The sequence below is a fragment of the Variovorax sp. FG153 genome (assembly GCF_057809595.1).
On sequence record NZ_JBMDKG010000027.1, the window covers coordinates 12,073 to 34,891 of the forward strand.

At 70.5% G+C, this 22,819-nt stretch carries 23 protein-coding genes; 7 read left to right on the plus strand and 16 right to left on the minus strand.

Going from position 1 to position 22,819, the window contains the following annotated elements; all coding sequences use genetic code 11:
• Positions 1-20: 20 nt before the first annotated feature.
• The 9 genes from ACODT0_RS25505 to ACODT0_RS25545 are packed head-to-tail and all read right to left on the minus strand — an operon-like array spanning position 21 to position 8,714.
• Positions 21-1,736, minus strand: coding sequence for an FAD-dependent oxidoreductase (locus tag ACODT0_RS25505; protein ID WP_489042600.1), 1,716 nt, complete (start codon positions 1,734-1,736; stop codon positions 21-23).
• On the minus strand, positions 1,736-2,482 hold the full coding sequence (locus ACODT0_RS25510) for an SDR family NAD(P)-dependent oxidoreductase (protein ID WP_296739599.1): 747 nt from the start codon (positions 2,480-2,482) through the stop codon (positions 1,736-1,738). Before ACODT0_RS25510 ends, ACODT0_RS25505 begins: the two co-directional genes overlap by 1 nt.
• A 22-nt stretch (positions 2,483-2,504) precedes the next feature.
• Positions 2,505-3,254, minus strand: coding sequence for an SDR family NAD(P)-dependent oxidoreductase (locus ACODT0_RS25515; RefSeq protein ID WP_489042601.1), 750 nt, complete (start codon positions 3,252-3,254; stop codon positions 2,505-2,507).
• Between the two features lie 28 nt (positions 3,255-3,282).
• Positions 3,283-4,002 carry an ABC transporter ATP-binding protein gene (locus ACODT0_RS25520; RefSeq protein ID WP_057594693.1) on the minus strand — a complete coding sequence of 240 codons (720 nt, stop codon included), beginning with the start codon at positions 4,000-4,002 and terminating at the stop codon, positions 3,283-3,285.
• On the minus strand, positions 3,995-4,780 hold the full coding sequence (locus ACODT0_RS25525; RefSeq protein ID WP_296739604.1) for an ABC transporter ATP-binding protein: 786 nt from the start codon (positions 4,778-4,780) through the stop codon (positions 3,995-3,997). Before ACODT0_RS25525 ends, ACODT0_RS25520 begins: the two co-directional genes overlap by 8 nt.
• A complete protein-coding gene (locus tag ACODT0_RS25530; RefSeq protein ID WP_057594711.1) occupies positions 4,777-5,742 on the minus strand; it encodes a branched-chain amino acid ABC transporter permease in 966 nt (321 codons plus the stop codon). The genes ACODT0_RS25525 and ACODT0_RS25530 overlap by 4 nt, the downstream gene beginning before the upstream one ends.
• A gap of 2 nt (positions 5,743-5,744) precedes the next feature.
• Positions 5,745-6,647: a branched-chain amino acid ABC transporter permease gene (locus ACODT0_RS25535; RefSeq protein WP_057594695.1), complete on the minus strand. Its 903-nt coding sequence runs from the start codon at positions 6,645-6,647 to the stop codon at positions 5,745-5,747.
• A gap of 16 nt (positions 6,648-6,663) precedes the next feature.
• A complete protein-coding gene (locus ACODT0_RS25540; protein WP_489042602.1) occupies positions 6,664-7,875 on the minus strand; it encodes an ABC transporter substrate-binding protein in 1,212 nt (403 codons plus the stop codon).
• A gap of 59 nt (positions 7,876-7,934) precedes the next feature.
• On the minus strand, positions 7,935-8,714 hold the full coding sequence (locus ACODT0_RS25545) for an SDR family NAD(P)-dependent oxidoreductase (RefSeq protein WP_057594697.1): 780 nt from the start codon (positions 8,712-8,714) through the stop codon (positions 7,935-7,937).
• A gap of 148 nt (positions 8,715-8,862) precedes the next feature.
• Between ACODT0_RS25545 and ACODT0_RS25550 the strand changes: the two genes are divergently transcribed.
• Positions 8,863-9,585, plus strand: a complete 723-nt coding sequence (locus tag ACODT0_RS25550) for a GntR family transcriptional regulator (RefSeq protein ID WP_261212370.1) — start codon at positions 8,863-8,865, stop codon at positions 9,583-9,585.
• 13 nt (positions 9,586-9,598) lie between these two features.
• On the opposite strand, the gene ACODT0_RS25555 is transcribed toward ACODT0_RS25550, so the two are convergent.
• From ACODT0_RS25555 to ACODT0_RS25565, 3 genes are read right to left on the minus strand one after another with little or no spacing between them, the layout of a single operon-like run.
• Complete coding sequence (locus ACODT0_RS25555) at positions 9,599-10,282, minus strand: TetR/AcrR family transcriptional regulator (RefSeq protein WP_261212369.1); 684 nt, start codon at positions 10,280-10,282, stop codon at positions 9,599-9,601.
• Positions 10,283-10,340: 58 nt separating this feature from the next.
• Positions 10,341-10,862 carry a flavin reductase family protein gene (locus tag ACODT0_RS25560; protein WP_261212367.1) on the minus strand — a complete coding sequence of 174 codons (522 nt, stop codon included), beginning with the start codon at positions 10,860-10,862 and terminating at the stop codon, positions 10,341-10,343.
• 11 nt (positions 10,863-10,873) lie between these two features.
• A complete protein-coding gene (locus ACODT0_RS25565) occupies positions 10,874-11,299 on the minus strand; it encodes a VOC family protein (protein ID WP_489042603.1) in 426 nt (141 codons plus the stop codon).
• A gap of 262 nt (positions 11,300-11,561) precedes the next feature.
• Here ACODT0_RS25565 and ACODT0_RS25570 point away from each other — a divergent pair, with 262 nt between their 5' ends.
• The 6 genes from ACODT0_RS25570 to ACODT0_RS25595 all read left to right on the plus strand — a co-directional run bounded on the left by ACODT0_RS25570 (position 11,562) and on the right by ACODT0_RS25595 (position 18,191).
• Positions 11,562-12,773: an acyl-CoA dehydrogenase family protein gene (locus tag ACODT0_RS25570; protein WP_489042604.1), complete on the plus strand. Its 1,212-nt coding sequence runs from the start codon at positions 11,562-11,564 to the stop codon at positions 12,771-12,773.
• A 68-nt stretch (positions 12,774-12,841) separates the two neighbouring features.
• Complete coding sequence (locus ACODT0_RS25575; protein ID WP_489042605.1) at positions 12,842-13,828, plus strand: Bug family tripartite tricarboxylate transporter substrate binding protein; 987 nt, start codon at positions 12,842-12,844, stop codon at positions 13,826-13,828.
• Positions 13,829-13,867: 39 nt separating this feature from the next.
• Entirely contained in the window at positions 13,868-14,671 is an 804-nt protein-coding gene (locus ACODT0_RS25580) for a cyclase family protein (protein ID WP_093354286.1), read from the plus strand.
• 41 nt (positions 14,672-14,712) lie between these two features.
• Positions 14,713-16,032, plus strand: a complete 1,320-nt coding sequence (gene fahA, locus ACODT0_RS25585; RefSeq protein ID WP_489042606.1) for a fumarylacetoacetase — start codon at positions 14,713-14,715, stop codon at positions 16,030-16,032.
• 1 nt (position 16,033) lies between these two features.
• On the plus strand, positions 16,034-16,897 hold the full coding sequence (locus tag ACODT0_RS25590) for a fumarylacetoacetate hydrolase family protein (RefSeq protein ID WP_489042607.1): 864 nt from the start codon (positions 16,034-16,036) through the stop codon (positions 16,895-16,897).
• A gap of 154 nt (positions 16,898-17,051) precedes the next feature.
• Positions 17,052-18,191, plus strand: coding sequence for a porin (locus ACODT0_RS25595; RefSeq protein ID WP_261212360.1), 1,140 nt, complete (start codon positions 17,052-17,054; stop codon positions 18,189-18,191).
• Between the two features lie 9 nt (positions 18,192-18,200).
• On the opposite strand, the gene ACODT0_RS25600 is transcribed toward ACODT0_RS25595, so the two are convergent.
• The 4 genes from ACODT0_RS25600 to ACODT0_RS25615 all read right to left on the minus strand — a co-directional run bounded on the left by ACODT0_RS25600 (position 18,201) and on the right by ACODT0_RS25615 (position 22,774).
• Entirely contained in the window at positions 18,201-19,094 is an 894-nt protein-coding gene (locus ACODT0_RS25600; protein WP_489042608.1) for an acyl-CoA thioesterase, read from the minus strand.
• A 300-nt stretch (positions 19,095-19,394) separates the two neighbouring features.
• Positions 19,395-20,747: an FAD-dependent oxidoreductase gene (locus ACODT0_RS25605; RefSeq protein WP_261212358.1), complete on the minus strand. Its 1,353-nt coding sequence runs from the start codon at positions 20,745-20,747 to the stop codon at positions 19,395-19,397.
• Complete coding sequence (locus ACODT0_RS25610) at positions 20,744-21,718, minus strand: Bug family tripartite tricarboxylate transporter substrate binding protein (RefSeq protein ID WP_261212357.1); 975 nt, start codon at positions 21,716-21,718, stop codon at positions 20,744-20,746. Before ACODT0_RS25610 ends, ACODT0_RS25605 begins: the two co-directional genes overlap by 4 nt.
• Before the next feature lie 69 nt (positions 21,719-21,787).
• Positions 21,788-22,774 (minus strand): Bug family tripartite tricarboxylate transporter substrate binding protein, encoded by a 987-nt coding sequence (locus tag ACODT0_RS25615; protein WP_261212355.1) that lies wholly within the window; start codon positions 22,772-22,774, stop codon positions 21,788-21,790.
• Positions 22,775-22,819: the final 45 nt, after the last annotated feature.

The following is a 22,819-nucleotide window of genomic DNA, read 5'->3' on the forward strand; positions in this document are numbered from 1 at the left end:
TGGATGTGAAGTGGGTGGGGTCAGGCGTGTTCGTCATGGCCATGGGCCAGGTGCATGCCGGCGGCCCAGCCGAAGGTCAGGGCCGGTCCCAGCGTGATGCCGGGCGCAGGATACTCGCCCCCCATCACCGAGTGCATGTCGTTGCCGGCCACGTACAGGCCCGCGATCGGCGTGCCGCGCGCATCGAGCACGCGCGCATGGCCATCGGCGCGCACGCCCAGGGCCGTGCCGATGTCGCCGGGATAGACCTTGACCGCGTAGAACGGCGCCTTCGCGACCGGCGCCACGCAGGCATTGGGCTGGTGCTCGGGGTCGCCGAGGTAGCGGTTGTAGGCCGTGCTGCCCTTGCCGAAGGCCGGGTCCTCGCCGCGCGCGGCCGGTGGGTTGAACGCGGCCACGGTGCGCGCGAGGCCGTCGGGGTCGACATCGGCCTGGCGTGCCAGTGCCTCGAGCGTGTCGGCGCGGTACAGGTAGCCGGCGCGCACCAGGTGCTCGCGCGAGCGCCCGCCCGGCAGCGCGAGGCCCAGGCCCCACTTTTCCATGAAGTCGCTGTCGCACACCAGCAGCGCCGGAACGCTCGTGCCGGCCTCGTTGGCCTGGTACATGCCGCGCACGAACTCGTGGTACGAAGTCGACTCGTTGACGAAGCGCTCGCCGCGCGCATCGACCGCGATCAGCCCGGGCTTGGCGCGGTCCCACACCAGGTGCGGATAGCGCAGCATGCTGCCGTCGGGGCGCTTCATCATCGACACCGGTGCCCACAGCGCCGGGCCCGTGTGGTCGGTGCCGAGCACGCCGCCGGCCTGCCGCGCCATCGCGATGCCCTCGCCGACATTGCCCTGCGGCGACATCGAGTAGGGCCCGGTCGGTGCGGGATAGTGCTCGGCGCGCATCTGCGCATTCCACGGAAAGCCGCCGGTCGCGACCACCACGCCGCGCCGCGCCTGCAGCACGATCTCGCGGCCATCGCGCTTCACGCGCACGCCGGTCACGGCACCGCCCGCATCCTGTTCGAGCGCCAGCGCGGGCGTCTCGATCCAGAACGGGATCTTCTCCTTCAGCAGCCCGTGGAACAGCCGCCCCGCGAGCGCATTGCCCAGCAGCAGCCGCGTGCCGCGGTGGTGGCCGCCCAGGCGGTCGGCGAAGTAGCGCAGCACCAGCTTCATGCCGTGCTTCCACGACGCGAACGAGCGCGTGACCGCGAGCAGGTGCTTCACGTCGGTCATGTTGACCATCATCCCGCCGAGCACGCAGAACTCGGGCAGCGGATCGCGCAGGGTGCGGAAGTGCGGGCCGAGCAGCCGGCCGTCGAACTCGATCGGATCGAGCGAGCGGCCGCCCATCGCGGCGCCCTCGCGGTCGGGGTGGTAGTCGGGCGAGTAGGTGCGCGCGGCGAGCTGCACGTCGGTGCGCTCGCGCAGGTAGCGCAGCGCGCGCGGCCCGGCCTCGAGGAAGGCATGGCGCAGCGCCTCGTCGCCGGCCGCGCCCACCGTGTTGCGCAGGTAGGTCAGCGCCTTCTCGGGCGTGTCGGGATGGCCCGCGGCCTCGGCCTGGTCGTTGAGCGGCACCCACACCGCGCCGCCCGAGATCGCGGTCGAGCCGCCGATGCGGTCGGTCTTCTCGATCACCAGCACGTCGAGGCCCTCGAGCTTCGCCGTCAGCGCGGCCGCGAGCCCGCCCGCGCCGCTGCCGATCACGACCACGTCGTACTCGGTCTTCTCCTGCGATGGCGCCATCACGCCCCCGAGCCGCCGAGCGACTTGCCGCCGTCGACGAACAGCACCTGGCCCGTGACGAAACCGGTGGCCGGCGAGGCGAAGAAGGCCACGGCCTGCGCGATGTCCTCGGGCCGGCCGGCCGCGCCCGTGGGCTGCAGCGCGAGCTGCGCGGCGCGGCGCTCGGGCGTGAGCGCGCGCAGCAGCGGCGTGTCGATCAGGCCCGGCGCGATCGCGTTCACCAGGATGCCGCGCGGCGCGAGCTCCATCGCGCTGGCGCGCGTGTAGCCCACCAGCGCGGCCTTCGAGGCCACGTAGTGCGGATGGTTCTTCGCGCCCAGGTAGGCGCGCGAGGCGATGTTGACGATGCGCGCACCGTCGGCCATCTTGCGCGCGGCCTCCTGCGTGAGCGTGGCCACCGCGAGCAGGTTCACCTCGTACATGCGGCGGAAGTCGGCCGAGCTCACGTCCATGAAGGCGCGCTCGTCGAAGATGCCGGCGTTGTTCACCAGCGCGGCGAGCGGCGGCAGCGACTGCACCATCGCGCGCACCGCGGCCTCGTCGGTCAGGTCGATGGCGCGGTAGTCGACATCGAGGCCGGCGGCGCGCAGCACCTGGGTCTCGCGCTCGGCCAGCGCGCCGTTGTAGTCGGCCATCACCACGCGCCAGCCGTCGCGCGCCAGGCGCTCGACGATGGCGCGGCCCATGCCGCTGGCGCCGCCGGTCACCAGGACCAGCGGCTTGTCTTCTTCACTGCTGTTGTTCATCGTTGTTCCGTCGAAGCGGCGCTCAGGCCGCGAGGTAGCCGCCGTCGACCGGCAGCACCACGCCATTGACGTAGCTGGCCATCGAGGAGGCGAGGAAGACCACCGGCCCGGCGATCTCGTCGGCCTCGCCGTGGCGCTTGGTGAGCACGCGGCTCATGTACCAGTCGGTGCCGTGCTCGGTCTCGCGCTGGCCGGCCGTCATGTCGGTCACCATGAGGCCGGGCGCCACCGCGTTCACGCGCACGCCCCAGGGCGCGAGGTCGCGCGCCAGCACCTGCGTGAGCGAACGCACGCCGCCCTTGGCCACCACGTAGCCGGCCGAGGAGATGCCCGCGCCGAAGGCCACGATCGACGTCAGGTTGACGATGCTGCCGTGCGTGCGCTTGAGCGCGGGCACGAAGGCCTGCGTCACGTTGAACACGCCCTGCAGGTTGACCGACAGCACGCGGTCCCAGGCCTCGCGCGCGCCGGGCTCGTCGAACTTCGAGCGCGCGGAGATGCCGGCGTTGTTCACCAGCACGTCGATGTCGCCATGCGCCGCGGCGATGCGCGCGGCGAGCGCGTCGACCGCCGCCGCGTCGCCGACGTCGACGCTGTCGGCATCGGCGCGCCCGCCCGCGGCGCGGATCGAGGCGGCCACCCGTTGCGCGGGCTCGAGGTCGCGGTCGACCACCAGCACGTGCGCGCCTTCGGCCGCCATGCGGCGCGCGATGGCCTCGCCGAGGCCGCGCGCGGCGCCCGTGACGAGCGAGAGCTTGTCCTTCAGAAGCATGGGAATTCCTTTGCGAAAGCGGCGCCGTTCAGACGCCGAGGTAGGCGCGGCGCACGGCCTCGTCGTTGGCCAGCTGCGCGGCGGGGCCGTGCAGCGAGATCTCGCCGTTCTCGAGGATGTAGCCGTAGCTCGACACCGCGAGCGCGAGCTGCACGTTCTGCTCGACCAGCAGGATGGTGATCTTCTGTTCGCGGTGCAGCCGCTCGATGATCTCGAACATCTGCTCCACCAGCAGCGGCGACAGGCCCATCGAGGGCTCGTCGAACAGCATCACGCGCGGGCGCGCCATCACGGCGCGGCCGATCGCGAGCATCTGCTGCTCGCCGCCCGAGAGCGTGGCCGCCATCTGGCCCTGGCGCTCCTTGAGGCGCGGGAACATCGCGTACACGGCCTCGAGGTCATTGCGGATGCCCGCGCGGTCGCGCCGCAGGTAGGCGCCCAGGTCGAGGTTCTCGCGCACGCTCATGTCGCGGAACACCTGCCGGCCCTCGGGCACCTGCACGATGCCGCGCTGGACCAGCGCGTCGGAGCCCAGCCGGTCGATGCGCTCGCCGGCCAGCCGCACCTCACCCTCGGTGCAGTCGACGATGTTCGAGATGCAGTTGAGCGTGGTGGTCTTGCCCGCGCCGTTGCTGCCGAGCAGCGCGACGATCTCGCCCTCGGGCACGTCGACCGAGACATGGCTCAGCGCCTGGATGCGGCCGTAGGCGGCCGAGATGGCGCGCAACGACAACAGCGATTCAGCCATGCGCGGCCCCCTTTGCACTTCCCTTGCCCAGATAGGCCTCGATCACGCGCGCGTCGCTGCCGATCTGCGCGGGCGTTCCCTCGGCGATCTTCTCGCCGAAGGCCATGACGGTGATGCGGTCCGAGATCGACATCACGAGCTGCATCACGTGCTCGACCAGCAGCACCGTGATGCCGTCGCGCGCCACCAGCTCCTTGAGCAGCCGGTCCAGGCTCTCGATCTCGCGGTTGCGCAGGCCGGCCGCGGGCTCGTCGAGCAGCAGCAGCTTGGGGCGGATGGCCAGCGCGCGCGCCAGCTCGAGCAGCTTCTGGCGGCCGAAGTCGAGGTCGCGCGCGGGCTGGTGACGCTCGTCGGCCAGGCCCACGCGCTCGAGCAGGTGCAGCGCGAAGTCCTCGGTCTCGCGGTCGGGGCGGCGCAGCAGCCGGCCCAGCGTGCCGGTGCCGCGCGCATGGGTGCCGAGCAGCACGTTCTCGAGCACCGAGAGTTCGGCGAACAGTTCCAGGTTCTGGAAGGTGCGCGCGATGCCCAGCGAGGCCATGCGGTAGGGCGACACGCGCGTGAGCTCGCGGCCCTCGAAGACGACGCTGCCGCTGCTGGGCGTGTAGAAGCGCGAGATGCAGTTGAAGGTGGTCGACTTGCCGGCGCCGTTGGGCCCGATCAGCGCATGGATGCGGCCCTGCTCGACCTGGAACGACAGGCCGTTGACCGCCTTGAGGCCGCCGAACACCACGCTGATGTCGCGCACGTCGAGGAAAGCGGTGGCATTGGTCGTGCTCATCGCGCGCCTCCCGCCGGGGCCGCGCGGCGCGTGGCCTTGCGTGCCGCGAACAACGAGGCCATGCCCTTGGGCAGGAACATCATGAACAGCATCAGGATGCCGCCGTAGATGATCTCCTGGTAGGACGGTGCCTGGCGCAGCAGCTCCGAGGCCAGGCCGAACACGATGGCGCCCGCCACCGCGCCGCGCACCGAGCCCAGCCCGCCGACCACCACCATGGTGAGGATCAGGATCGTGGTCTGGAAGCCCAGGCTCTCGGGATGGATGAAGGAGGTGAACAGCGTGTACATGCCGCCGGCCACGCCCGCGAAGGCGGCCGACAGCACGAAGGCCGTGACCTTGACCGCGCGCGTGTTCACGCCCATCGCGATCGCCGCCACGTCGCTCTCGCGCACCGCGCGGAACGACGAGCCCAGCCGCGAGCGCGACAGCGCCACCGTGAGCCACAGCATCAGCGCCGCGATCGCGACCACGAAGGGATAGGCCTGCAGGTCGTTCATCAGCCGCAGGCCGCCGAGCGCGGCCGGCTTCATCTGCAGGCCGTTCGAGCCGTTGGTCACTTGCTCCCAGTTGAGGAACACCCACTGCATCGCCTCGCCGAAGGCGAAGGTGGCGAGCGCCAGGTAGATGTCGCGCATGCGCAGCGCCAAGAGGCCGATGACCCAGCCCAGCGCGGCCGCGAGCAGCGCGCCCGCGAGGATCGACACCACGAACGGCGGCTGCCACTGGTTGTTGATGAGCCCGGCCGTGTAGATGCCGATGCCGAAGAAGGCCGCGTGCGAGAGCGCGAACTGGCCGGTCTCGCCGATCACCAGGTGCATGCCGAGCGCGAGCACGCTGAACACCATCAGCAGGTTGACCACGTACAGCACGTAGCCGCTGGCCGCGAAGGGCAGCACCGCGAGCACCACGGCCATGGCGATCAGCACGCCGCGATCCCACCAGGGAGAAGTCGTCTGCATGCTCATACCTTCTTCACCTGCGGCTTGCCGCCGAACAGGCCCTGCGGCCGCACCAGCAGCACCACCATGATCGCGACGAAGGGTGCGACCACGATGGCGTTGGACGAGATGAACAGCCCCACCAGGTTCTCGACGATGCCGATGACGAAGCCGCCGACCACCGCGCCCGGCAGGCTGGTGAAGCCGCCGACGATGGCGGCCGCGTAGGCCAGGATCGCGATGTGGCCGATGTCGGGCGTGATCAGGATCTTGGGCGTGATCAGCAGCGCCGCGATGGCCGAGAGCAGCCCGGTCAGGGCCCAGATCTTCATGCGGATGGTGCCCAGCTTCACGCCCACGATCTGCGCGCCGCGCGGGTTCATGCCGACCGCGCGCATGGCCTGGCCGGTGCGGGTGCGCGTGAACATCAGGTACAGCAGCACCATCACCACCACGGCGGTGCCGAAGATCGCGAGGTCGAGCAGCGTGAGCGAGGCCTGGCCGATGGTGATCGGGTCCTGCGGCACCAGCGAGGGCAGCGAGCGCGGCGTGTCGCCCAGCCCGGTCTTGCGCACCAGGCCCTTGAGCAGGTAGGCGAAGCCCAGCGTGGCGATCACGAGCTGCACGCCGACGCCGCGCGAGGCGGTCACGCGCTGCATCACCACGCGCTGGAACAGCGCGGCCACGAGCGCCGTGACCGCGAGGCTCGCGAGCACCGCGCCCCAGTAGGGCCAGCCCCACACCACCAGCGGGAACAGCGCGAGGTAGCCGCCGGCCATGAAGATCTCGCCCTGCGAGAAGTTCGGCACGTCGGTGGTCTTGAAGACCATGACGATCGCCACCGCGAGCAGCGCGTAGACGCTGCCGGTGACGATGCCGGACAGCACGCCCTGCTGCACGAACAGCCAGATGTCGGAAAGGCTCATGGGATCGCAGCCGCCCTCAGGGCTTGTACTTCCACACGCTCTTGTAGCTGCCGGGCACGAGCGTCATGTTGGTTGCGTCGAACTTGATGTAGATGGCCGCCTCCTGCGCCGCGCGGTCGTCGGGGCCAAACTCGATCGGCCCGGCCATCACGCCGGAGTCGAACTTCATGGTCGACAACGCCGTGAGCACCTTCTCGCGCGTGGGGCTGGGGCCGGCCGCCTTCAGCGCATTGACCACCGCCATGGCCGAGGGAATGCCGTAGGGCATGTAGGTCTGCGGATAGCCGGGCTTGGCGGCCAGCTCGGGATAGGCCGCCTTGTACATGTCGTAGACCCACTTGAGCTTGGGGCCGCCGGGCACGTCGGCCAGCACTTCCTGGATGTAGACGTTCTTGAAGGCGTCCTTGTTGCCCACGTTCTCCACCAGCTGCTTGAGGTCGGCGGTGGAGTTCACGGCGAGCACGATCGGCTTGTTGAAGCCGAGCTCGAAGGCGCGCTTGACGATCAGGCTCACGGGCCGCGCGTAGGTGGTGAGCAGCAGCACGTCGGGGTTGGCGGCCTTGATCTTGAGCATCGGCGCCGTGACGTCGGTGATGTTCGGGTTGACCGACTGCACCTGCAGGTCGACGCCGCCGAGCGCCTTGGCCTGCGCCTGGGCCGACTCGAGGTTCCAGCCGCCGTAGGCGTCGTCGTGGTTGATGTAGCCGATCTTCTTCGCCTTCAGGTGCTCGCTCGCGAACTGCACCATCGAGCCGCCGACCGCATGCTGCGAGATCGAGAACGCGCCGTAGATGTACTTGGAAGGCGGATACAGCGCGCCGTCGCCCGAGGCGTTGAGCATCACCAGCGGAATCTTCGCGCGCTCGACGTATTCGCGCGCGCCGACCACGGCGGCCGAGCAGGAGCCGCCGTTGAGCAGGAACACCTGGTCCTGCTCGGTGAGCTTCTTGACCGCGGCCAGCAGGTCGTTGGCGTTGCAGCGGTCGTCCTCCACCACGAGCTCGATCTTGCGGCCGTTCACGCCGCCTTCCTTGTTGACCTTGTCGTAGTACATCTTCGCGGCGTTGATGACGTCGAAGCCGTAGTTCATCGACGCACCCGACATCGGCGAGAACATGCCGATCCTGATGGTCTTGTCGGTCAGGCCGGGCTCGGCCTGCGCGGCGGCGGTGCCCGCCAGGGCGCACAGCGCGGCGCCGAATGCCAGGGCGAGGAAGTTCTTCTTCATGACGTGTCTCCGTTGGTATGGGTGAGTGAAAGGCGTCGCCCGGTCGCTGGCGCCGGGCCTTACTGCATGCGGTAGCCGCCGTTGACGTCGATCACGTTGCCCGTGATGTACGCCGCCTGCTCCGAGACCAGGTAGTCGACCGCGCCGGCCACGTCGTCCACCGTGCCGATGCGACCGAGCGGGATGTTGGCGGCCGCGGCCGTCAGCGCGCCGCTGCTCTGCACGGTGCCGCGCAGCATCTCGGTGTCGATCAGGCCCGGCGCGACCGAGTTGACGGTCACGCCCAGGTGCGCCGACTCGCGCGCCATGGCCTTGGTCAGGCCCAGCACCGCGGCCTTGGCGCCGATGTAGGTCGCGCTCGAGCGGTAGCCGCCGAGCTGCGCGGCCACCGAGCCGAAGGTGACGATGCGCCCGTGCGCCACCGGCCGCGCCTCGCGCCGGCGCAGGTAGGCGCGGCCGCAGAGGAACACGCCGCGCGCGTTCACGGCGAAGGTGCGCTCCCAGTCCTCGAGCGAGGTGTCCTTGATCGGCGAGCGTTCGCCGCCGGGCATCAGCAGCAGGCCGGCCACGCAGACCACCACGCCGACCGGGCCGATGCCGGCCTCGATCTCCTCGAAGGCGGCCTCGACCGCGGCCTCGTCGCTCACGTCGAATTGGCGCGCATGGTGGCCCGCGCCGAGCGAGGCGGCCACGGCGCGCGCGTTGTCGCCGTCGATGTCGGCCACGACGACGCGCAGGCCGCTGGCCGCGAGGCGCCGGCACACGGCCTCGCCGATGCCGCGGCCGCCGCCGGTCACGAGGGCCAGCCGGCCGGGGGCTTGTGCATGATGTTCCGCCATGGGATGCGAGGTCTCCGAAGCCGCGTCGGATGCGGCGTGAAAGTGAATCGAGGACCGCATTGTGTATACATGCCAATCTTTGCACGCCCTCGTTTTCCCTTATTCGACGACTATTGAACCAGTTTCCACGGCATCATGTATACCTGACATGGACACACTCTCTCAACAAGTCACCGAGACGCTGCGCACCTGGATCCTGCACGGACGGCTCACGCCGGGCACGCGGGTGGAGGAGGTGCCGATCGCCGAGACCCTCAAGGTGTCGCGCACGCCGGTGCGCGCCGCGCTCGCCGCGCTGGCGATGGAAGGGCTGATCGATCACCAGCCGAAGAAGGGCTATCTGGTGCGCGCCTTCGCGCTCGAGGACATCCTGGCCGCCTACGAGGTGCGCTCGGTGCTCGAGGGCCTGGCCTGCCGGCGCTTCGCGGCGCTCGGCGTGGACGACGCGACCGCCGCGCTGCTGCGCGACTGCCTGCGCACCGGCGACGAGATCCTGGCCAAGGGACAGCTGCTGCTCGACGACCTCGCGCCCTACCAGCAGATGAACGTGACGCTGCACAACGCGCTGATGCAGGGCGCGCGCAACCCGTGGGTGGTGCGCTTCGGCGCGCAGGCACAGGCCGTGCCCTTCGCCTCCGACCGCATCATGCTGTGGCACGACCACGGCGTGATCCTGCGTTCGCACGACGACCACCACCGCATCGTGCAGGCCGTGATCGACGGCGACGCGGCGCGCGCCGAGCAGCTGATGCGCGAGCACGTCTACTACGCGGGCATCCTGCTGCGCGACAACTACCAGCGCGTGCTCGACGAGCGCGCGGGCAGCGCGGTCACGCAGGATCCGCCGCTGGCCCTGAGCAGCGGCGCCTAGGAGGCGCCCGCGTTCACGAGGACTTGGCCGCCGGCTTGCCCAACACCGCGCCCACGCCGTCGAGCAGGCTGGCCACGCTGGCCTGGATCACGGGTTCGATCTCGGGCACCGGCAGGCCGTAGACCCACTGGCGGATGCCGTGGTACTGGATCTTCTCGACCACCGTCTTCGCGAGCTCGATCTCCTGCACCGCGAAAGACTGGCCATCGCGGCCGGCGCCCGTGTACTGGCGCAGCGAGAGCGCGATCGGTTCGTAGACGCGCTGGCGCATGACACGGAAGTACGGCGACATGTCCCAGCCGTGCAGGGCGAAGAACAGCGACAGTCGCACGCGCTCGCGCCGCAAATGCACGCGCGCGAAGTCGCGGTGGAAGTCGAGCAGGCGCTGCGCGACCGCCTGCTCGGGCGCGAGGATCATTTCCTCCCACAGCGGATTCCAGTTCGACAGGAAGGTCTCCTGGAACACGCGCTCGATCAGCGCCTCCTTGTTCTGGAAGTAACGGTAGAGCAGCGGCTGCGCCACGCCGAGCTGACGCGCCAGGCCCGTGGTGTCGCCTGCGAAGCCGACGTCGGCGAAGTACTGGATCGCGCCCTGCACGATCTCGCGCTCGCGGTCGGCGCGCCGCAGGCGCACGACGCCGCCGGTTGCGGGGGCCGCGGAATCCGAAGGGCTGGAGGCGGAAGGAGCGCGTGGCATGCGAGGTCGCTGGGAAGGTGGCCGGTGCCGGTGCGGCGGGAGCCGGCACGATACCAGTTCACCCGGGCGCGCCCGCCGCCTCCGCATGGGCCCGCGTGACCAGGTAGCGGCCGCCGCCGAAGGCCAGGCCCTCGGAGGCCGAGCGCTCGAAACGCTCGATCAGCCCGAGGAACACCGCGTGGTCGCCGCCGGGCCAGGTCGTGACCTTGCGGCATTCGAAATGGGCGCAGCAGTCCGCGAGGACCGGCAGGCCGCCGATGCCCGGGCGGCAATCGACGCCGGCGAACTTGTCGGCGCCCGGAATCGCGAAGCGCTGCGAGAGCTCGAGCTGGTGCTTCGCGAGCACGTTCACGACGAAGCGCTCGTGCCGGCTGAAGGCGGGGAAGCTGCGCGCATTGAGCGCCTGGCTCCAGAGCACCAGCGGCGGATCGAGCGACACCGAGCTGAACGAGTTGGCCGTCACGCCGCAGGGGCGGCCCTCGGCGTCGAGCGTGGTGATGACGGCGACGCCCGTGATGTAGGCGCCGAAGACGTCGCGCAACTGCCGGCGGTCGACGGCGGAAGTGGTGGCTGCATGCATGGCGTGGCGGCTCAGCGGTAGTTGAGTTCGATCGAGATCCCGTTGGGGTCGGTGACGAAGATCTGCCGCAGGTCCAGCGCCGCGACCAGGCGCTCGCGGTACGGCACGCCGAGCGCCCGGCAGCGCGCGATGGTCTCCTCGTAGCCCTCGGCCAGCAACGCCACGTGGTCGATGGCCCCGCTGCCCTGCAGCGAATCGGGATCGCGCGGGCCCAGGTATTCGTCGATCCATGCCAGCCGCTGCGCATCGTTGCGGTCGAAGGCCGTGAGGTGGACCACGGGCACGTCGTCCGCGTCGTAGAGCCAGGCGCCGGTCGCGCGCGGCGGATTGCCGGGCCGCGGCCCGTCGCGCAGCAGCAGCACGCGCGTATAGAAATCCAGCGTGGCCTCGAGCCGTTCGGTGCGGATGTTGAAGTGTTCGAGTCTGCGAATGCCCATGAAGAACTCCCGTGAGTGGCCTGGGGCGCGATTGCCGGCCTCGGGCGATCGTATCGAGCAGCCCGATCTTTCTTTATAGGATTATCACCAAAATTTTCAGCCGCCTTTCGAGGCGCCTGCGGGACGGATGCCTTATCTGAGGGATTAACAATTGATTCAGGATGCGTTGGATGCCCGCACGCATGGTGATAACCCTATCATTAATTGATAGTTCTATCACTAGCATCCGGTCGCAACGACTCACCATCCGGCGCATCCGACCATGCAAACACAGGCTCATCCCCGCACTTCATCCGACACCGCCGCCAGCGAACTGCTGCGGCGCGCACGCGAACTCCAGCCCGTGCTGCGGCAACGCGCCGCGCAGGCCGAACGGTTGCGCCGCGTGCCCGACGAGACCATCGACGACTTCCATCGCGCGGGCCTGTTCCGCGCCCTGCAGCCGGCGCGCGCGGGCGGCGCCGAACTGCACCCGGCCGATTTCTTCGACATCTGCACGGAGATCGCGCAGGGCTGCGCGTCGAGCGCCTGGGTGCTGTCGAACCTGGCCTATCACCACCAGTTCCTCGCGCTCTGGCCGGACGAGGCGCAGCAGGAGGTCTGGGGCCCATCGCCCGACACGCTGGTCGGCTCCTCGTACATCTTCGCGCGCGGCACGGCGCGCCAGGTCGACGGCGGCTACGAGCTCGAGGGCCAGTGGCCGTTCTCCAGCGGCATCGATCCCTGCGGCTGGTGCGTGCTCGGCGCCATGGCCAGCGACGCGCCCGGCGAGCCGCCGCGGCCGCGCTACTTCCTGCTGCCGCGCGAGGACTACGAGGTCATCGACACCTGGCACGTGGTGGGCCTGCGCGCCACCGGCAGCAAGGACGTCGCCGTCGGCAAGGCCCTCGTGCCCGGCTACCGCAGCCTGTCCTTCGACGAGGTCGCCGCCGCGCAGGCGCCGGGCCTGGCCCTCCACGCGGCGCCGCTGTTCCGCGTGACCATGCAGGGCGTCGGCGGCTTCGTGCTGCTGCCCGTGCTGCTCGGTGCCGCGCGCGCGGCGGCCAACGAGTACGTCGAACGCACGCGGCAGCGCAAGACCACGGTCGGCGCGCGCAGCCAGGCCGAGCTGCCGGGCGTGCAGGACCGCGTCGCCCATGTCGAGGCGCTGCTCGACACGGCGCAGCTCGTCGCGCGGCGCAGCTGGTGCGATGCGATGGATTCGCTCGAGAGCCATCCCGCCATCCCCGGCGCCCTCGGCGCGCGCCTGCGCCGCGACTCGGCCTTCTGCGCGCGCCTCGTCACCCAGGCCGTCGACCTGGTGTTCGCGGGCACCGGCGGCGCCGGCCTGCAGGAGGCCGATCCGATCCAGCGCATGTGGCGCGACGTGCATGCCGGCGCCGCGCAGTTCGGCCTGCAGTGGGACGTGTCGGGCCCGGCCTACGGCCGCGTGCGGCTGGGCCTGCCGAGCGGCATGCCGGGGCTGGGCGTCTAGACCGTCGATCCATCGATTCATCCCGACCGGCAGCCTCGATGCGCCGGCAACCACAAGGAGCAGGAGACATGATTTCTTCGACGCAACGCCGGGGCTGGCTTCGCGCCGGTCTCACGGCACTCGCGCTCGGCCTTCCCGCGCTGGGCTGCTGGGCCCAGGCCTACCCGGCCAGGCCCGTGCGGCTGATCCTGCCGTTCCCGGCCGGCGGCACGGCGGACGCGGTCACGCGCCACTTCGCCCACAAGATGAGCCTGGCGCTCGGCAAGCCCTTCGTGGTCGACAACGTGGTCGGCGCGGCCGGCACCATCGGGTTGGCCCAGGGGCTTCGCGCCGCGCCCGATGGCTACACGATCACGCAGATCTCGAACACCAACACGGTGGCGGCGCTGCACATGTTCAAGCGCCTGCCCTTCGATCCGCGCAAGGACATGGTGCCGGTGGCGAGCCTGTTCCAGATACCGTCGGCGGTCGTCACGAATCCGCGAGGCAGTGCGTTCGGCAGCTTCGCCGAGATGCTGGCCCACGCCCGCGCGAACCCGGGGAAGCTGTCGTACGCCTACTCGCATGCCACCGGCGCGGTGGCGGGCGCGAGCGTGAAGCAGGCCGCGGGCATCGACATCGTCGCCGTGCCCTACAAGAGCGGCCCGCAGGCGGTGGTCGAAACCCTCTCGGGCGAGATGCCGCTGCTGTTCACCGACCTCGGCGCGGTGCTGCCGCAGATCCGCGCCGGCAAGCTCAGGGCGCTGGCGGTCACCTCGGCGCGCCGCGCCGCGTTGCTGCCCGAGGTGCCCACCCTGCGCGAAGTGCTGCCCGGCGCCACCGAGTTCACGGGCTGGAGCGGCTTCGTCGTGCCGGTCGGCACGCCCAGGGCCGTGGTCGACAAGCTGCACGAGACGCTGCAGCAGATCCTCGCGAGCGAGGACACCGCGAGCTTCCTGCGCGGCCTCGGCGGCGAGCCGATGCCGATGTCGAGCGACGAGTTCGCCCGCTTCATCCGCGAACAGGAACCGCTGTGGGCCAGGGCACTGGCTGCGGCCGGCATCGCGCCCGAATGAACAACCCCATCCCCCACGAACCCCACCTCGGAGACCTCCATGCATCGCAAGTTCGTCGACCTGTCCATCTACCTCGAGAACGACGTGCTCTCGGACCCGCCCGGCAAGGGTCCGAAGATCGAGTACTTCCACCACCAGAACTCGCACCACCAGCTCACGAACTTCTTTCCCAAGCTGCAGAAGGAAGACCTGCCCGACGGCGAGGCCTGGGCCGTGGAGCGCGTGTCGCTGTCGACGCACAACGGCACGCACCTCGATGCGCCCTATCACTTCCACAGCACGATGGACAAGTCGCTCGGCGAGCCCCGGCCCTCGATCACCATCGACGAGGTGCCGCTCGAGTGGTGCTTCCAGCCGGGCGTGAAGCTCGACTTCCGGCACCTGCCCGACGGCTACGTGGTCCAGCCCCAGGACGTGGAGGCCGAGCTCGCGCGCATCGGCCATGCGCTGCGGCCGCTCGAGATCGTGATGATCAACACGCGCGCAGGTGCGCTTTACGGCGATCCGGTCTACGTGAGTTCGGGCTGCGGCATGGGCTACGAAGCCACCATGTACCTGCTCGAGCGCGGCATCCGGCTCACGGGCACCGACGGCTGGAGCTGGGACGCGCCCTTCGTCCACACCGCGAAGAAGTACGAGGCGACCGGCGACGCGGGCCTGATCTGGGAAGGCCACAAGGCCGGCCGCGACATCGGCTACTGCCACCTCGAGAAGCTGCACAACCTCGAGGCACTGCCCGCCGACGGTTTCCACGTCGCCTGCTTCCCGCACAAGATCCGCAGCGCCTCCGCCGGGTGGACCCGCGCCGTCGCGATCTTCGACGAACGCCTGAACGCGGGCTGATCGTCATCCACGCACCGTCCATCCACTCCAGCGAGGATTCCATGGCACTCGACTTCACCCACGACCCCGCGCGCCGCTGCATCGTCGCGTCCGCGCACGCGCCCGGCTGCGACTTCACCTTGCAGAACCTGCCGTTCGGCGTGTTCCGCCGCAAGGGCGGCAACGGCCCGTTCCAGGGCGGCATCGCGATCGGCGACCAGGCCCTGTGCCTGGCCGAGGCGCAGGCGCGCGGCTGCTTCGACGGCCTGGCCGGCCAGGCCGCGAGCGCCGCGGGCGGCTCGACGCTCGACGAACTGCTCGCGCTGGGTCCGCTCGCGTGGCGCGCGCTGCGCCATGCGCTGGTGCGCCTGCTTGATGCGCAGGAGCCGCATCCGAAGGCGGCGGCGCTGCAGGCCGCGCTCGTTCCGCTCGCTGACATCGAGCATGCGCTGCCGATCAGCGTCGGCGACTTCACCGACTTCTACACCTCGATCCACCATGCCGAGAACGGCGGCCGCCTGCGCAATCCGCCCGCGGCCCTCGCGCCCAACTTCCAGTGGATGCCGATCGCCTATCACGGCCGCAGCTCGTCGCTGGGCGTGAGCGGCGAGCGCATCCATCGCCCGTGGGGCCAGGCCAGGCCCTCTAGCGACGAGCCGCCGGTGCTGCGGCCCTGCGAGATGCTCGACTACGAACTCGAGCTCGGCGTGGTCATCGGCCGGGGCAACGCGCGCGGCACGCCCGTTGCGCTGGCCCATGCGATGGACCATGTGTTCGGCCTCACCCTGCTCAACGACTGGTCGGCGCGCGACGTGCAGGCCTGGGAGATGACGCCGCTGGGCCCGTTCCAGGCCAAGAACTTCGCGACCACGCTCTCGCCCTGGATCGTCACGCTCGATGCGCTGGCGCCGTTCAGCGTGCCCTGGCGCCGGCCGGCCGATCATCCGCAGCCGCTGCCCTATCTCGAGTCGGCGGGCCATCGCGCCGCGGGCGCATTCGACATCGAGCTCGAGGCCTGGCTCGAGCCCGCAGGCAAGCCGGCCTCGCGCCTGAGCCGCACCAACTTCCGCCACCAGTACTGGAGCATCGGCCAGATGATCGCGCACCACACGGTGGGCGGCTGCAACCTGCGCGCGGGCGACCTGATCGGCACCGGCACGATCTCGGGGCCGACCGCGCCCGAGGCCGGCAGCCTGATCGAGCTGAGCCGGCGCGGCCGCGAGCCGGTCGTGCTGGCCGACAGCGGCGAACGGCGCGCCTTCCTGCACGACGGCGACCGCGTGATCCTGCGCGGCTGGTGCGAGGCGCCGGGGCGCGCGCGCGTCGGCTTCGGCGAAGCGGCCGGCACCGTGCTGGCCGCCCATCCGGCGGGGAGCCTCTGACATGGCGCGCTATGCACGCGTGACGCCCGCGGACGGCGTCCTCCAGTGGGCGGTAGAACGCCATGGCGAACTCTGGGGCCTCGGCGCCGAGGTGCCGGCCGGCGCGCACGACACGGCCTGGCAGGACCTCGTGGCCTCGGGCCCGGGCGCGGCCATGCTGTCGCGCGCCACCCTGCTCGACCCCGCGCGGGTGCGCTGGGAAACGCCGGTGGCGCGCCCCGGCAAGGTGATCTGCCTGGGCCTGAACTACGCCGCGCACGCGGCCGAGGGCGGCAATGCCGCGCCCGACTATCCGAGCTTCTTCCTGCGCGGCGCCACCTCGCTGATCGCGCACGAGGCACCGCTGGTGCGCCCGCGCGTGTCCGACAAGCTCGACTTCGAGGCCGAACTGGCCGTGGTCATCGGCCGCCGCGCCCGGCACCTCACGCTCTCGCAAGCACTCGACGCCGTGGCCGGCTACGCCTGCTTCAACGACGGCACGCTGCGCGACTACCAGCGCCGCACCGCGCAATGGACCATCGGCAAGAACTTCGACGGCACTGGTGCCTTCGGCCCGTGGCTGGTGCCGGCCTCGGCGCTGCCGCCCGGCGCGAGCGGGCTGCGGATCGAATCGCGCCTCAACGGCGGCGTCATGCAGAGCGACCGTACCGACCACATGCTCGTGACGGTGGCGCAGGCTCTGGTGCTGCTGAGCGAGGCGCTGACGCTCGAGCCCGGCGACGTGGTGGCCATGGGCACGCCCTCGGGCGTGGGCTATGCGCACAACCCGCCGGTGTGGATGAAGCCCGGCGACCGCATCGAGATCGAGATCGAAGGCGTGGGCCTGCTGTCGAACCCGGTGGCCGCCGAGGCCGCGCCCGGATGAAGGCCCGCGCCTTCCCGAAGCCGGAACCCTAGCGCCGCGCAGGCGCCGCCTTCCCCACCCACGGCCCGCGGGCCGCGAAGAACAGCACCCCAGGGGCCCATCGCCCCTGGGCGGAGCGCTGTCGCCCATTCCACGCCACCCCAAGGAGGAGATCATGAAGTTCGGAGCTTTCCGGTTCGCGCTGCCCTTGTGCGCGGGCCTTGCATCGCAGGCCCATGCGCAGTCGTCGCTCACGCTTTACGGCATCGTCGACGCGGGCTTTCGCCACGTGAGCAACAGCGGCGTCGGCTCGATCGACAGCCTGTCCAGCGGCGGCTACCGCACCAGCCGCCTCGGCATCCGCGGCTCGGAGGACCTCGGCGACGGCCTGCGCGTGGGCATCAAGCTCGAGACCCTGGTCGGCGTCGACACCGGCAATGCCGGCTCGACCAGCATGCCGGGCCAGTTCTGGAACCGCGGCTCCTACGTGGAGATCCTCGGTCCCGGCTGGGGCACGCTGCGCCTGGGCTACGACCTCCATCCGGTCTACGTCACCTGGATGGAGAACGATCCCTGGCTCAACATCGGCATGGGCAGCTCGGGCAACCTCTACGACACGCTGCAGAACGGCCCGCTGCGCTCGGTGTTCGGCCCGCTCTCGAAGAACGACACCACGTTGCATTACGCGCGCAACATGCTGCAGTACTTCAGCCCCAGGGTGAACGGCTTCTCGGGCACGCTCGCCCTTGCCCTGCGCGAGAACGAGGTCGTCGCCACCGGCGCGGCGCGGCTGCGGCAGATCCGGCTCGCCTACAACGCCGGCGGGCCCTTCAGCGCGGCGGTCGCGCACTCGGTCTCGGACGTGCAGCTGCGCGCCGGAACGCCGACGAACCGGCTCGACGATTCGGTCGCCACCCTGGCCTGGGACTTCGGTGCCGTGCGGCTGGCCGGCACCTGGCGCCAGTTCCGCGCGGCCGGCAGCCGGCAGGCGAACTGGATGCTGGCCGCGACGGTGCCGGTCCAGACCGGCAAGGTGCAGCTCTCGCATGGCCGCACGCGGCTGTCGGGCGCGGTCACGACCCAGCTCGCGCCCGGCACCGTGGCCGGTCCCGTCGACGGCAACGGCGGTGCGATGTGGGTGGTGGGCTACGCGCACTCGCTGTCGAAGCGAACCACGCTCTACACCCAGGCGGCGCGCATCGAGAACCGCGGGCGTTCGTTCATGGCGCTGCCCGGCGGGCCCGCGGTCAACGCGGGCAACTTCGCGGGCGGCCGGTCGACGGGCTTCGAGCTCGGCATCGCCCACACCTTCTGAGGCTGGGGTCTACCCCTTCTTCAGCGCCCTGATGCGCAGCATGCCTTCCTGCGCCGTCGAGGCCACGAGCCGGCCGTCGCGCGCGTAGATGCTGCCGCGGCACAGGCCGCGCGCGCCGCTCGCGCTCGGCGAGTCGAGCACGTAGAGCAGCCAGTCGTCGAAACGGAAGTCGCGGTGGAACCACATCGCGTGATCGAGGCTCGCGGGCCGCACCTGGCCGGTCATGAAGCTCAGGCCGTGCGGCAGCATCGCGGCGCGCAGCAAGCCGTGGTCGGAGGCATAGGCCAGCAGCGCGCGGTGCACCATCGGGTCGTCGGGCAACGGCGCGATCGCGCGCATCCAGATCGCGCTGTCGGACGCGGGCCGCGGCACCGGCGCGAGCAGGTCGTCGGGCTGGACCCGGCGGTACTCGATGCCGTGCGGCTCGATCGCCTTGCTGCGCCAGGGCTCGGGCAGCCGGTCGCCGAGCGCGATGCGCTGGTCGAGCTCGCTGACCAGGCCCTCGGGGCCGGCCACCTCGGGCATGTCGATCTGGTGCTCGACGCCCTCGTCCACGGTCTGGAACGAGGCCGACATCTCGAAGATGATGCGCTCCTGCTGGCGCGCCACCACGTGGCGGGTGGTGAAGCTGCGGCCATCGCGCACGCGGTCCACGCTGTACTCGATGGGCGCATGCTCGCCCGGCAGCAGGAAGTAGGCGTGCATCGAATGCACGGGCCGGTCGGCGCCGACCGTGAGGTTGGCCGCCATCAGCGACTGGCCCAGCACCTGCCCGCCGAACACGGCTGGCGTGCCGATGTCCTCGCTCTGCGCCAGGAAGCGGTCGCCGCCCAGCGGTTCGAGCTGCATGTAGGCGACGAGGTCTTGGACGAGGCGGGCGGCGGTGGCGGGATCGGGGGTCATCGGAAGCGGTCTGGACGGGAAAGAACCGCAAACGATAGCAAACATGGGGCCAGGGGGCTGTCGCGCAGGAAGCCCGAAAGCGGGAACCGTACGCAGAGGACGCGAAGGTTTCGCGAAAGACGCGAAAGAACAGCCGAAATGATGTGGGCCGCGCCCGATCGACCGCGGCGCCCCGAGCAAGGCTCGCCTCGAAGGGAGCGCGGCGGCGCCTCGACGACAGCCCACCTTTTTCAGGTTTCTTTTTTGCGTCCTTCGCGAAACCTTCGCGCCCTCTGCGTCCGGCTGTCCGATCCCGCTCCCTCAGCGATCCAAATCGACCCCGTCCGCCGCCAGCTTCGCCTGCAGCGCGGCCACGTCCACGTTCGCAAACGCTCCGCTGCCCAGCGACGCGGCCGCCGTGCCCGCGGCCTGTCCCATCACGAAGCAGCCGCCGCTGGCGCGCGCGGCCGACTGGCCCTCGTGCGTCATCGAGGCGCAGCGGCCCGCCACCAGCAGGTTGGCGACGGTGCGCGGCACCAGCATGCGCCAGGGCAGGTGGTTGTAGGCGTTGTCGGCATCGCGCGGGAAGGCCCACTCGATGCGGCCATCGGCATGCATCTCCATCGGCCAGGCATTGAGGCCGATGGTGTCGTCGAACTTCGCCGACGACAGGATGTCCTCGCGCTCGAGCGCGTACAGGCCCTGGATGCGCCGCGTCTCGCGCAGGCCGACCTGCGGCGCGATCTCGACGATGGCCGACTGCGCGAAGCCCGGCACCTCGGCCTTGAGAAAGCGGAAGTACTCGGCGATCTGGCGCCGGCCCTCGAGCTCGCCCTCGGTGAGCTCGCGCGCATCGACGCCGTTCATCGCGCGGCCCTCGGCATTGCGGATCTGCGTGACGTTGGCGCGCCATTCGCGCGGGTCCTTGTTGGGCCGCAGGATCGCGCCCTCGCGCGGGAAGCGGTAGGCGCCGGGCTTGCTCGCCTCGGCGCGCGCCATGAAGTCGTTGATGGCCTTGAACTCGCCCACGGCCTCGAGCGCGGCCGGCGCGTCGACCTGGCCGATGCGGAACATGGTGGTCGGGAACAGGCCGCTGCCGTGGCCGTCGCCGACCTCGAAGGGCACGCCCGCGAAGGCCGCCACGTCGGCGTCGCCGCTGGCGTCGACGAAGGCATTGGCGCGGATCGCCTGCCGGCCCGACTTGGTCTCGACCACCAGCGCCGCGATGCGCTCGCCCTCGAGGATCACCGAGGCCGCGAAGGCATGGAACAGCAGCTTCACGCCGGCCGCCTCGAGCAACTGGTCGGCCGCGAGCTTGTAGGCCGAGGTGTCGTACGAGCGCACGCGGATGCGCCCGCCCATGCCGTCCTGCGGATCGTTCATGCCGTTGAGCGCGGCGATGCGCTCGACCAGCTCGTCGACCACGCCGCGCACCAGCTGCGTCATCTGGCCGCGCCGCTTGCCGTACAGGCCCGCGAAGTTGGTGACGCCGCCCGCCGTGCCCATGCCGCCGAGGAAGCCGTAGCGCTCCACCAGCAGGGTGCTCGCGCCGTGGCGCGCGGCGCTCACGGCGGCGGCGATGCCGGCGGGACCGCCGCCGACCACCACCACGTCGTAGCTGCCGAACACCGGCAGCGAACGCGACGGCTCGGCCATCGTCATTGCAGCCGTCATTGGAGAGTGATGCCCTTGGTCGAGATGATCTTGGTCATGATCGCGGCCTCGTCGTTGACGCGCGCGCGCATGCCGTCGGGCGAGGTGCCCACGGCCTGCCAGCCCTGCTCGAACAGCTTCTGGCGCACCTCGGGCTGCTTCATCACGGCCTCGAGCTCGCGCCCGATGCGCGCCTGCGCGGTCTTCGAGAGGTTGGCCGGGCCCAGGAGCGCCACCCACACCTCGAGGTTGAAGTCGCGCACGCCGGCGTTGGCCAGCGGCGGCACCTCGGGCACCAGCGCGCTGCGGCCGGCGGTCAGGCCGATGGCCTTGAGCTTGCCGGCCTTGACCTGCGGCATGGCCACGCCGGGCGGGATCAGGCCCATCTGGATCTGGTCGCCGAGCATGCCGGTGATGACCTGCGGATTGCCCTGGTAGGGCACGTGCTCGGGGTTGAAGCCCGGCACGCGGCTCTTGAGCAGCTCCATGCCCAGGTGGCCGACCGAGCCGATGCCCACCGAGCCGTAGTTCCACTTGTTGCCCGCCTTGCGGCCGGCATCGAAGAAGGCCTCGCCCGAGGGCAGGTTGTTCTGCGCCACCAGCACCAGCGGCGCGGTCGCGAGCAGCGAGAGGTAGGTGAAGTCCTTGGCCGGGTCGTAGGGCAGCTTCGGGTAGAGCAGCTTCGACGAGGTCAGGTTGCCGTTGATGACGACGCCCAGCGTGTGGTCGTCGCTGGCCTTGGCCACCGTGTCGGCCGCGATGTTGCCCGAGGCACCGGGCTTGTTGTCGACCACGATCGGCTGGCCCAGCGCCTTCGACAGCGGCTCGGCGATGGTGCGTGCGGCGATGTCGGGCGTGGAGCCCCCGGGGAAGCCCACGAGCAGGCGGATGGGCTTGGTGGGCCAGGCGGGCGTCTGCGCGCTCGCGGCCAGCGGCAGCGAGGCGGCAGCCAGGCCGCAGGCGATCAGAAGGGCTCTCTTGGTGGCGTGCATGGAGGAAGAAATGTCAAAAAGTGTCAAAACAGGCGGGCAGCTTAACTGCCCCAAGCAAGGCACGGGCCGCTATTCGAGGCTGATGTTGCCCCTGCGCACCAGCTCGCCGTAGACCTTGGACTTGGCCTCGGCCTGGCGCTCGATCTCCTCGGGCGACCAGGCCAGCGGCTCGAAGGCGAAGGTGTCGAAGCGGGCGCGGATCTCGGGGTCGGCGATGACCTTCGCCACGTCGGCGTTGATCTTCGCCTTGATGGCCGCCGGCACGCCCTTGGGCGCGAGCAGCGAGACGAAGGAATTGACCTCCAGCCCGGCCGGGCCGCCGGCCTCGGCCATGGTCGGCACATCGGGCATCTGCGGAATGCGCTTGGGCGCGGCCACGGCGATGTAGCGCAGCTTGCCGGCCTTGTAGATGCCCTGGCTCGAGGGGATGCTCGCGAAGGCCCACGGCACCTCGCCGGTGCCCACGTTCGAATACAGCTGCGAGACCTCGCGGTAGGGCGCATGGCGCATGCGGATGCCGCTCAGCGCCTCGAGCTGCTGCGCGCCCAGGTGGCCCGGGCTGCCCACGCCCCAGGAGCCGTAGACGATGGCGTCGGGGTCGGCCTTGGCGGCGGCGATCAGGTCGCCCATGGTCTTCCACTTGGAATCGCTGCCCACGGCCACGAAGAAGGGCGTGCGGAACAGCGAGGCCACCGGATCGAAGTGCTGCAAGGTCACGAAGTTGCGCGACTTGTACAGGTGCGGCAGCGCGGCCACGTGCTCGCTGTCGAGCTGCAGCAGGGTGTAGCCGTCGGGCGCGGCGCGCCGGGCCTGGTCGATGGCGATGAAGCCGCCGCCGCCGGGCCGGTTGTCGATCAGCACGCGCTGGTTCCACAGCCGCGAGAGCTTGTCCGAGACCAGCCGCAGCACCGCGTCGGGGCCGCTGCCGGCCGCGAAGGGCGTGACCAGGGTCACGGGCTTGTTCGGATAGTCGCCGGCCTGGGCCGCCGCGCCGCCGGCCATGGCCAGCGAGGTCAGGGCGAGAAGGCCGGTCAGCAGTGCGCGTGGGAAATTCATGGTCGTTTGTCTCCGTGGGCCTGGGGCCTCGATGGTTGTGGATCT

Coding starts and splice junctions, on each gene's coding strand:
- ACODT0_RS25560 (WP_261212367.1), bottom strand. CDS start 10,862: ATGCATGCAGCCACCACTTCCGCCGTCGACCGCCGGCAGTTGCGCGAC.
- ACODT0_RS25600 (WP_489042608.1), bottom strand. CDS start 19,094: ATGACCCCCGATCCCGCCACCGCCGCCCGCCTCGTCCAAGACCTCGTC.
- ACODT0_RS25510 (WP_296739599.1), bottom strand. CDS start 2,482: ATGAACAACAGCAGTGAAGAAGACAAGCCGCTGGTCCTGGTGACCGGC.
- ACODT0_RS25520 (WP_057594693.1), bottom strand. CDS start 4,002: ATGGCTGAATCGCTGTTGTCGTTGCGCGCCATCTCGGCCGCCTACGGC.
- ACODT0_RS25545 (WP_057594697.1), bottom strand. CDS start 8,714: ATGGCGGAACATCATGCACAAGCCCCCGGCCGGCTGGCCCTCGTGACC.
- ACODT0_RS25580 (WP_093354286.1), top strand. CDS start 13,868: ATGCATCGCAAGTTCGTCGACCTGTCCATCTACCTCGAGAACGACGTG.
- ACODT0_RS25525 (WP_296739604.1), bottom strand. CDS start 4,780: ATGAGCACGACCAATGCCACCGCTTTCCTCGACGTGCGCGACATCAGC.
- ACODT0_RS25570 (WP_489042604.1), top strand. CDS start 11,562: ATGCAAACACAGGCTCATCCCCGCACTTCATCCGACACCGCCGCCAGC.
- ACODT0_RS25515 (WP_489042601.1), bottom strand. CDS start 3,254: ATGCTTCTGAAGGACAAGCTCTCGCTCGTCACGGGCGCCGCGCGCGGC.
- ACODT0_RS25530 (WP_057594711.1), bottom strand. CDS start 5,742: ATGCAGACGACTTCTCCCTGGTGGGATCGCGGCGTGCTGATCGCCATG.
- ACODT0_RS25575 (WP_489042605.1), top strand. CDS start 12,842: ATGATTTCTTCGACGCAACGCCGGGGCTGGCTTCGCGCCGGTCTCACG.
- ACODT0_RS25535 (WP_057594695.1), bottom strand. CDS start 6,647: ATGAGCCTTTCCGACATCTGGCTGTTCGTGCAGCAGGGCGTGCTGTCC.
- ACODT0_RS25605 (WP_261212358.1), bottom strand. CDS start 20,747: ATGACGGCTGCAATGACGATGGCCGAGCCGTCGCGTTCGCTGCCGGTG.
- ACODT0_RS25590 (WP_489042607.1), top strand. CDS start 16,034: ATGGCGCGCTATGCACGCGTGACGCCCGCGGACGGCGTCCTCCAGTGG.
- ACODT0_RS25565 (WP_489042603.1), bottom strand. CDS start 11,299: ATGGGCATTCGCAGACTCGAACACTTCAACATCCGCACCGAACGGCTC.
- ACODT0_RS25610 (WP_261212357.1), bottom strand. CDS start 21,718: ATGCACGCCACCAAGAGAGCCCTTCTGATCGCCTGCGGCCTGGCTGCC.
- ACODT0_RS25505 (WP_489042600.1), bottom strand. CDS start 1,736: ATGGCGCCATCGCAGGAGAAGACCGAGTACGACGTGGTCGTGATCGGC.
- ACODT0_RS25615 (WP_261212355.1), bottom strand. CDS start 22,774: ATGAATTTCCCACGCGCACTGCTGACCGGCCTTCTCGCCCTGACCTCG.
- ACODT0_RS25595 (WP_261212360.1), top strand. CDS start 17,052: ATGAAGTTCGGAGCTTTCCGGTTCGCGCTGCCCTTGTGCGCGGGCCTT.
- ACODT0_RS25550 (WP_261212370.1), top strand. CDS start 8,863: ATGGACACACTCTCTCAACAAGTCACCGAGACGCTGCGCACCTGGATC.
- fahA (WP_489042606.1), top strand. CDS start 14,713: ATGGCACTCGACTTCACCCACGACCCCGCGCGCCGCTGCATCGTCGCG.
- ACODT0_RS25555 (WP_261212369.1), bottom strand. CDS start 10,282: ATGCCACGCGCTCCTTCCGCCTCCAGCCCTTCGGATTCCGCGGCCCCC.
- ACODT0_RS25540 (WP_489042602.1), bottom strand. CDS start 7,875: ATGAAGAAGAACTTCCTCGCCCTGGCATTCGGCGCCGCGCTGTGCGCC.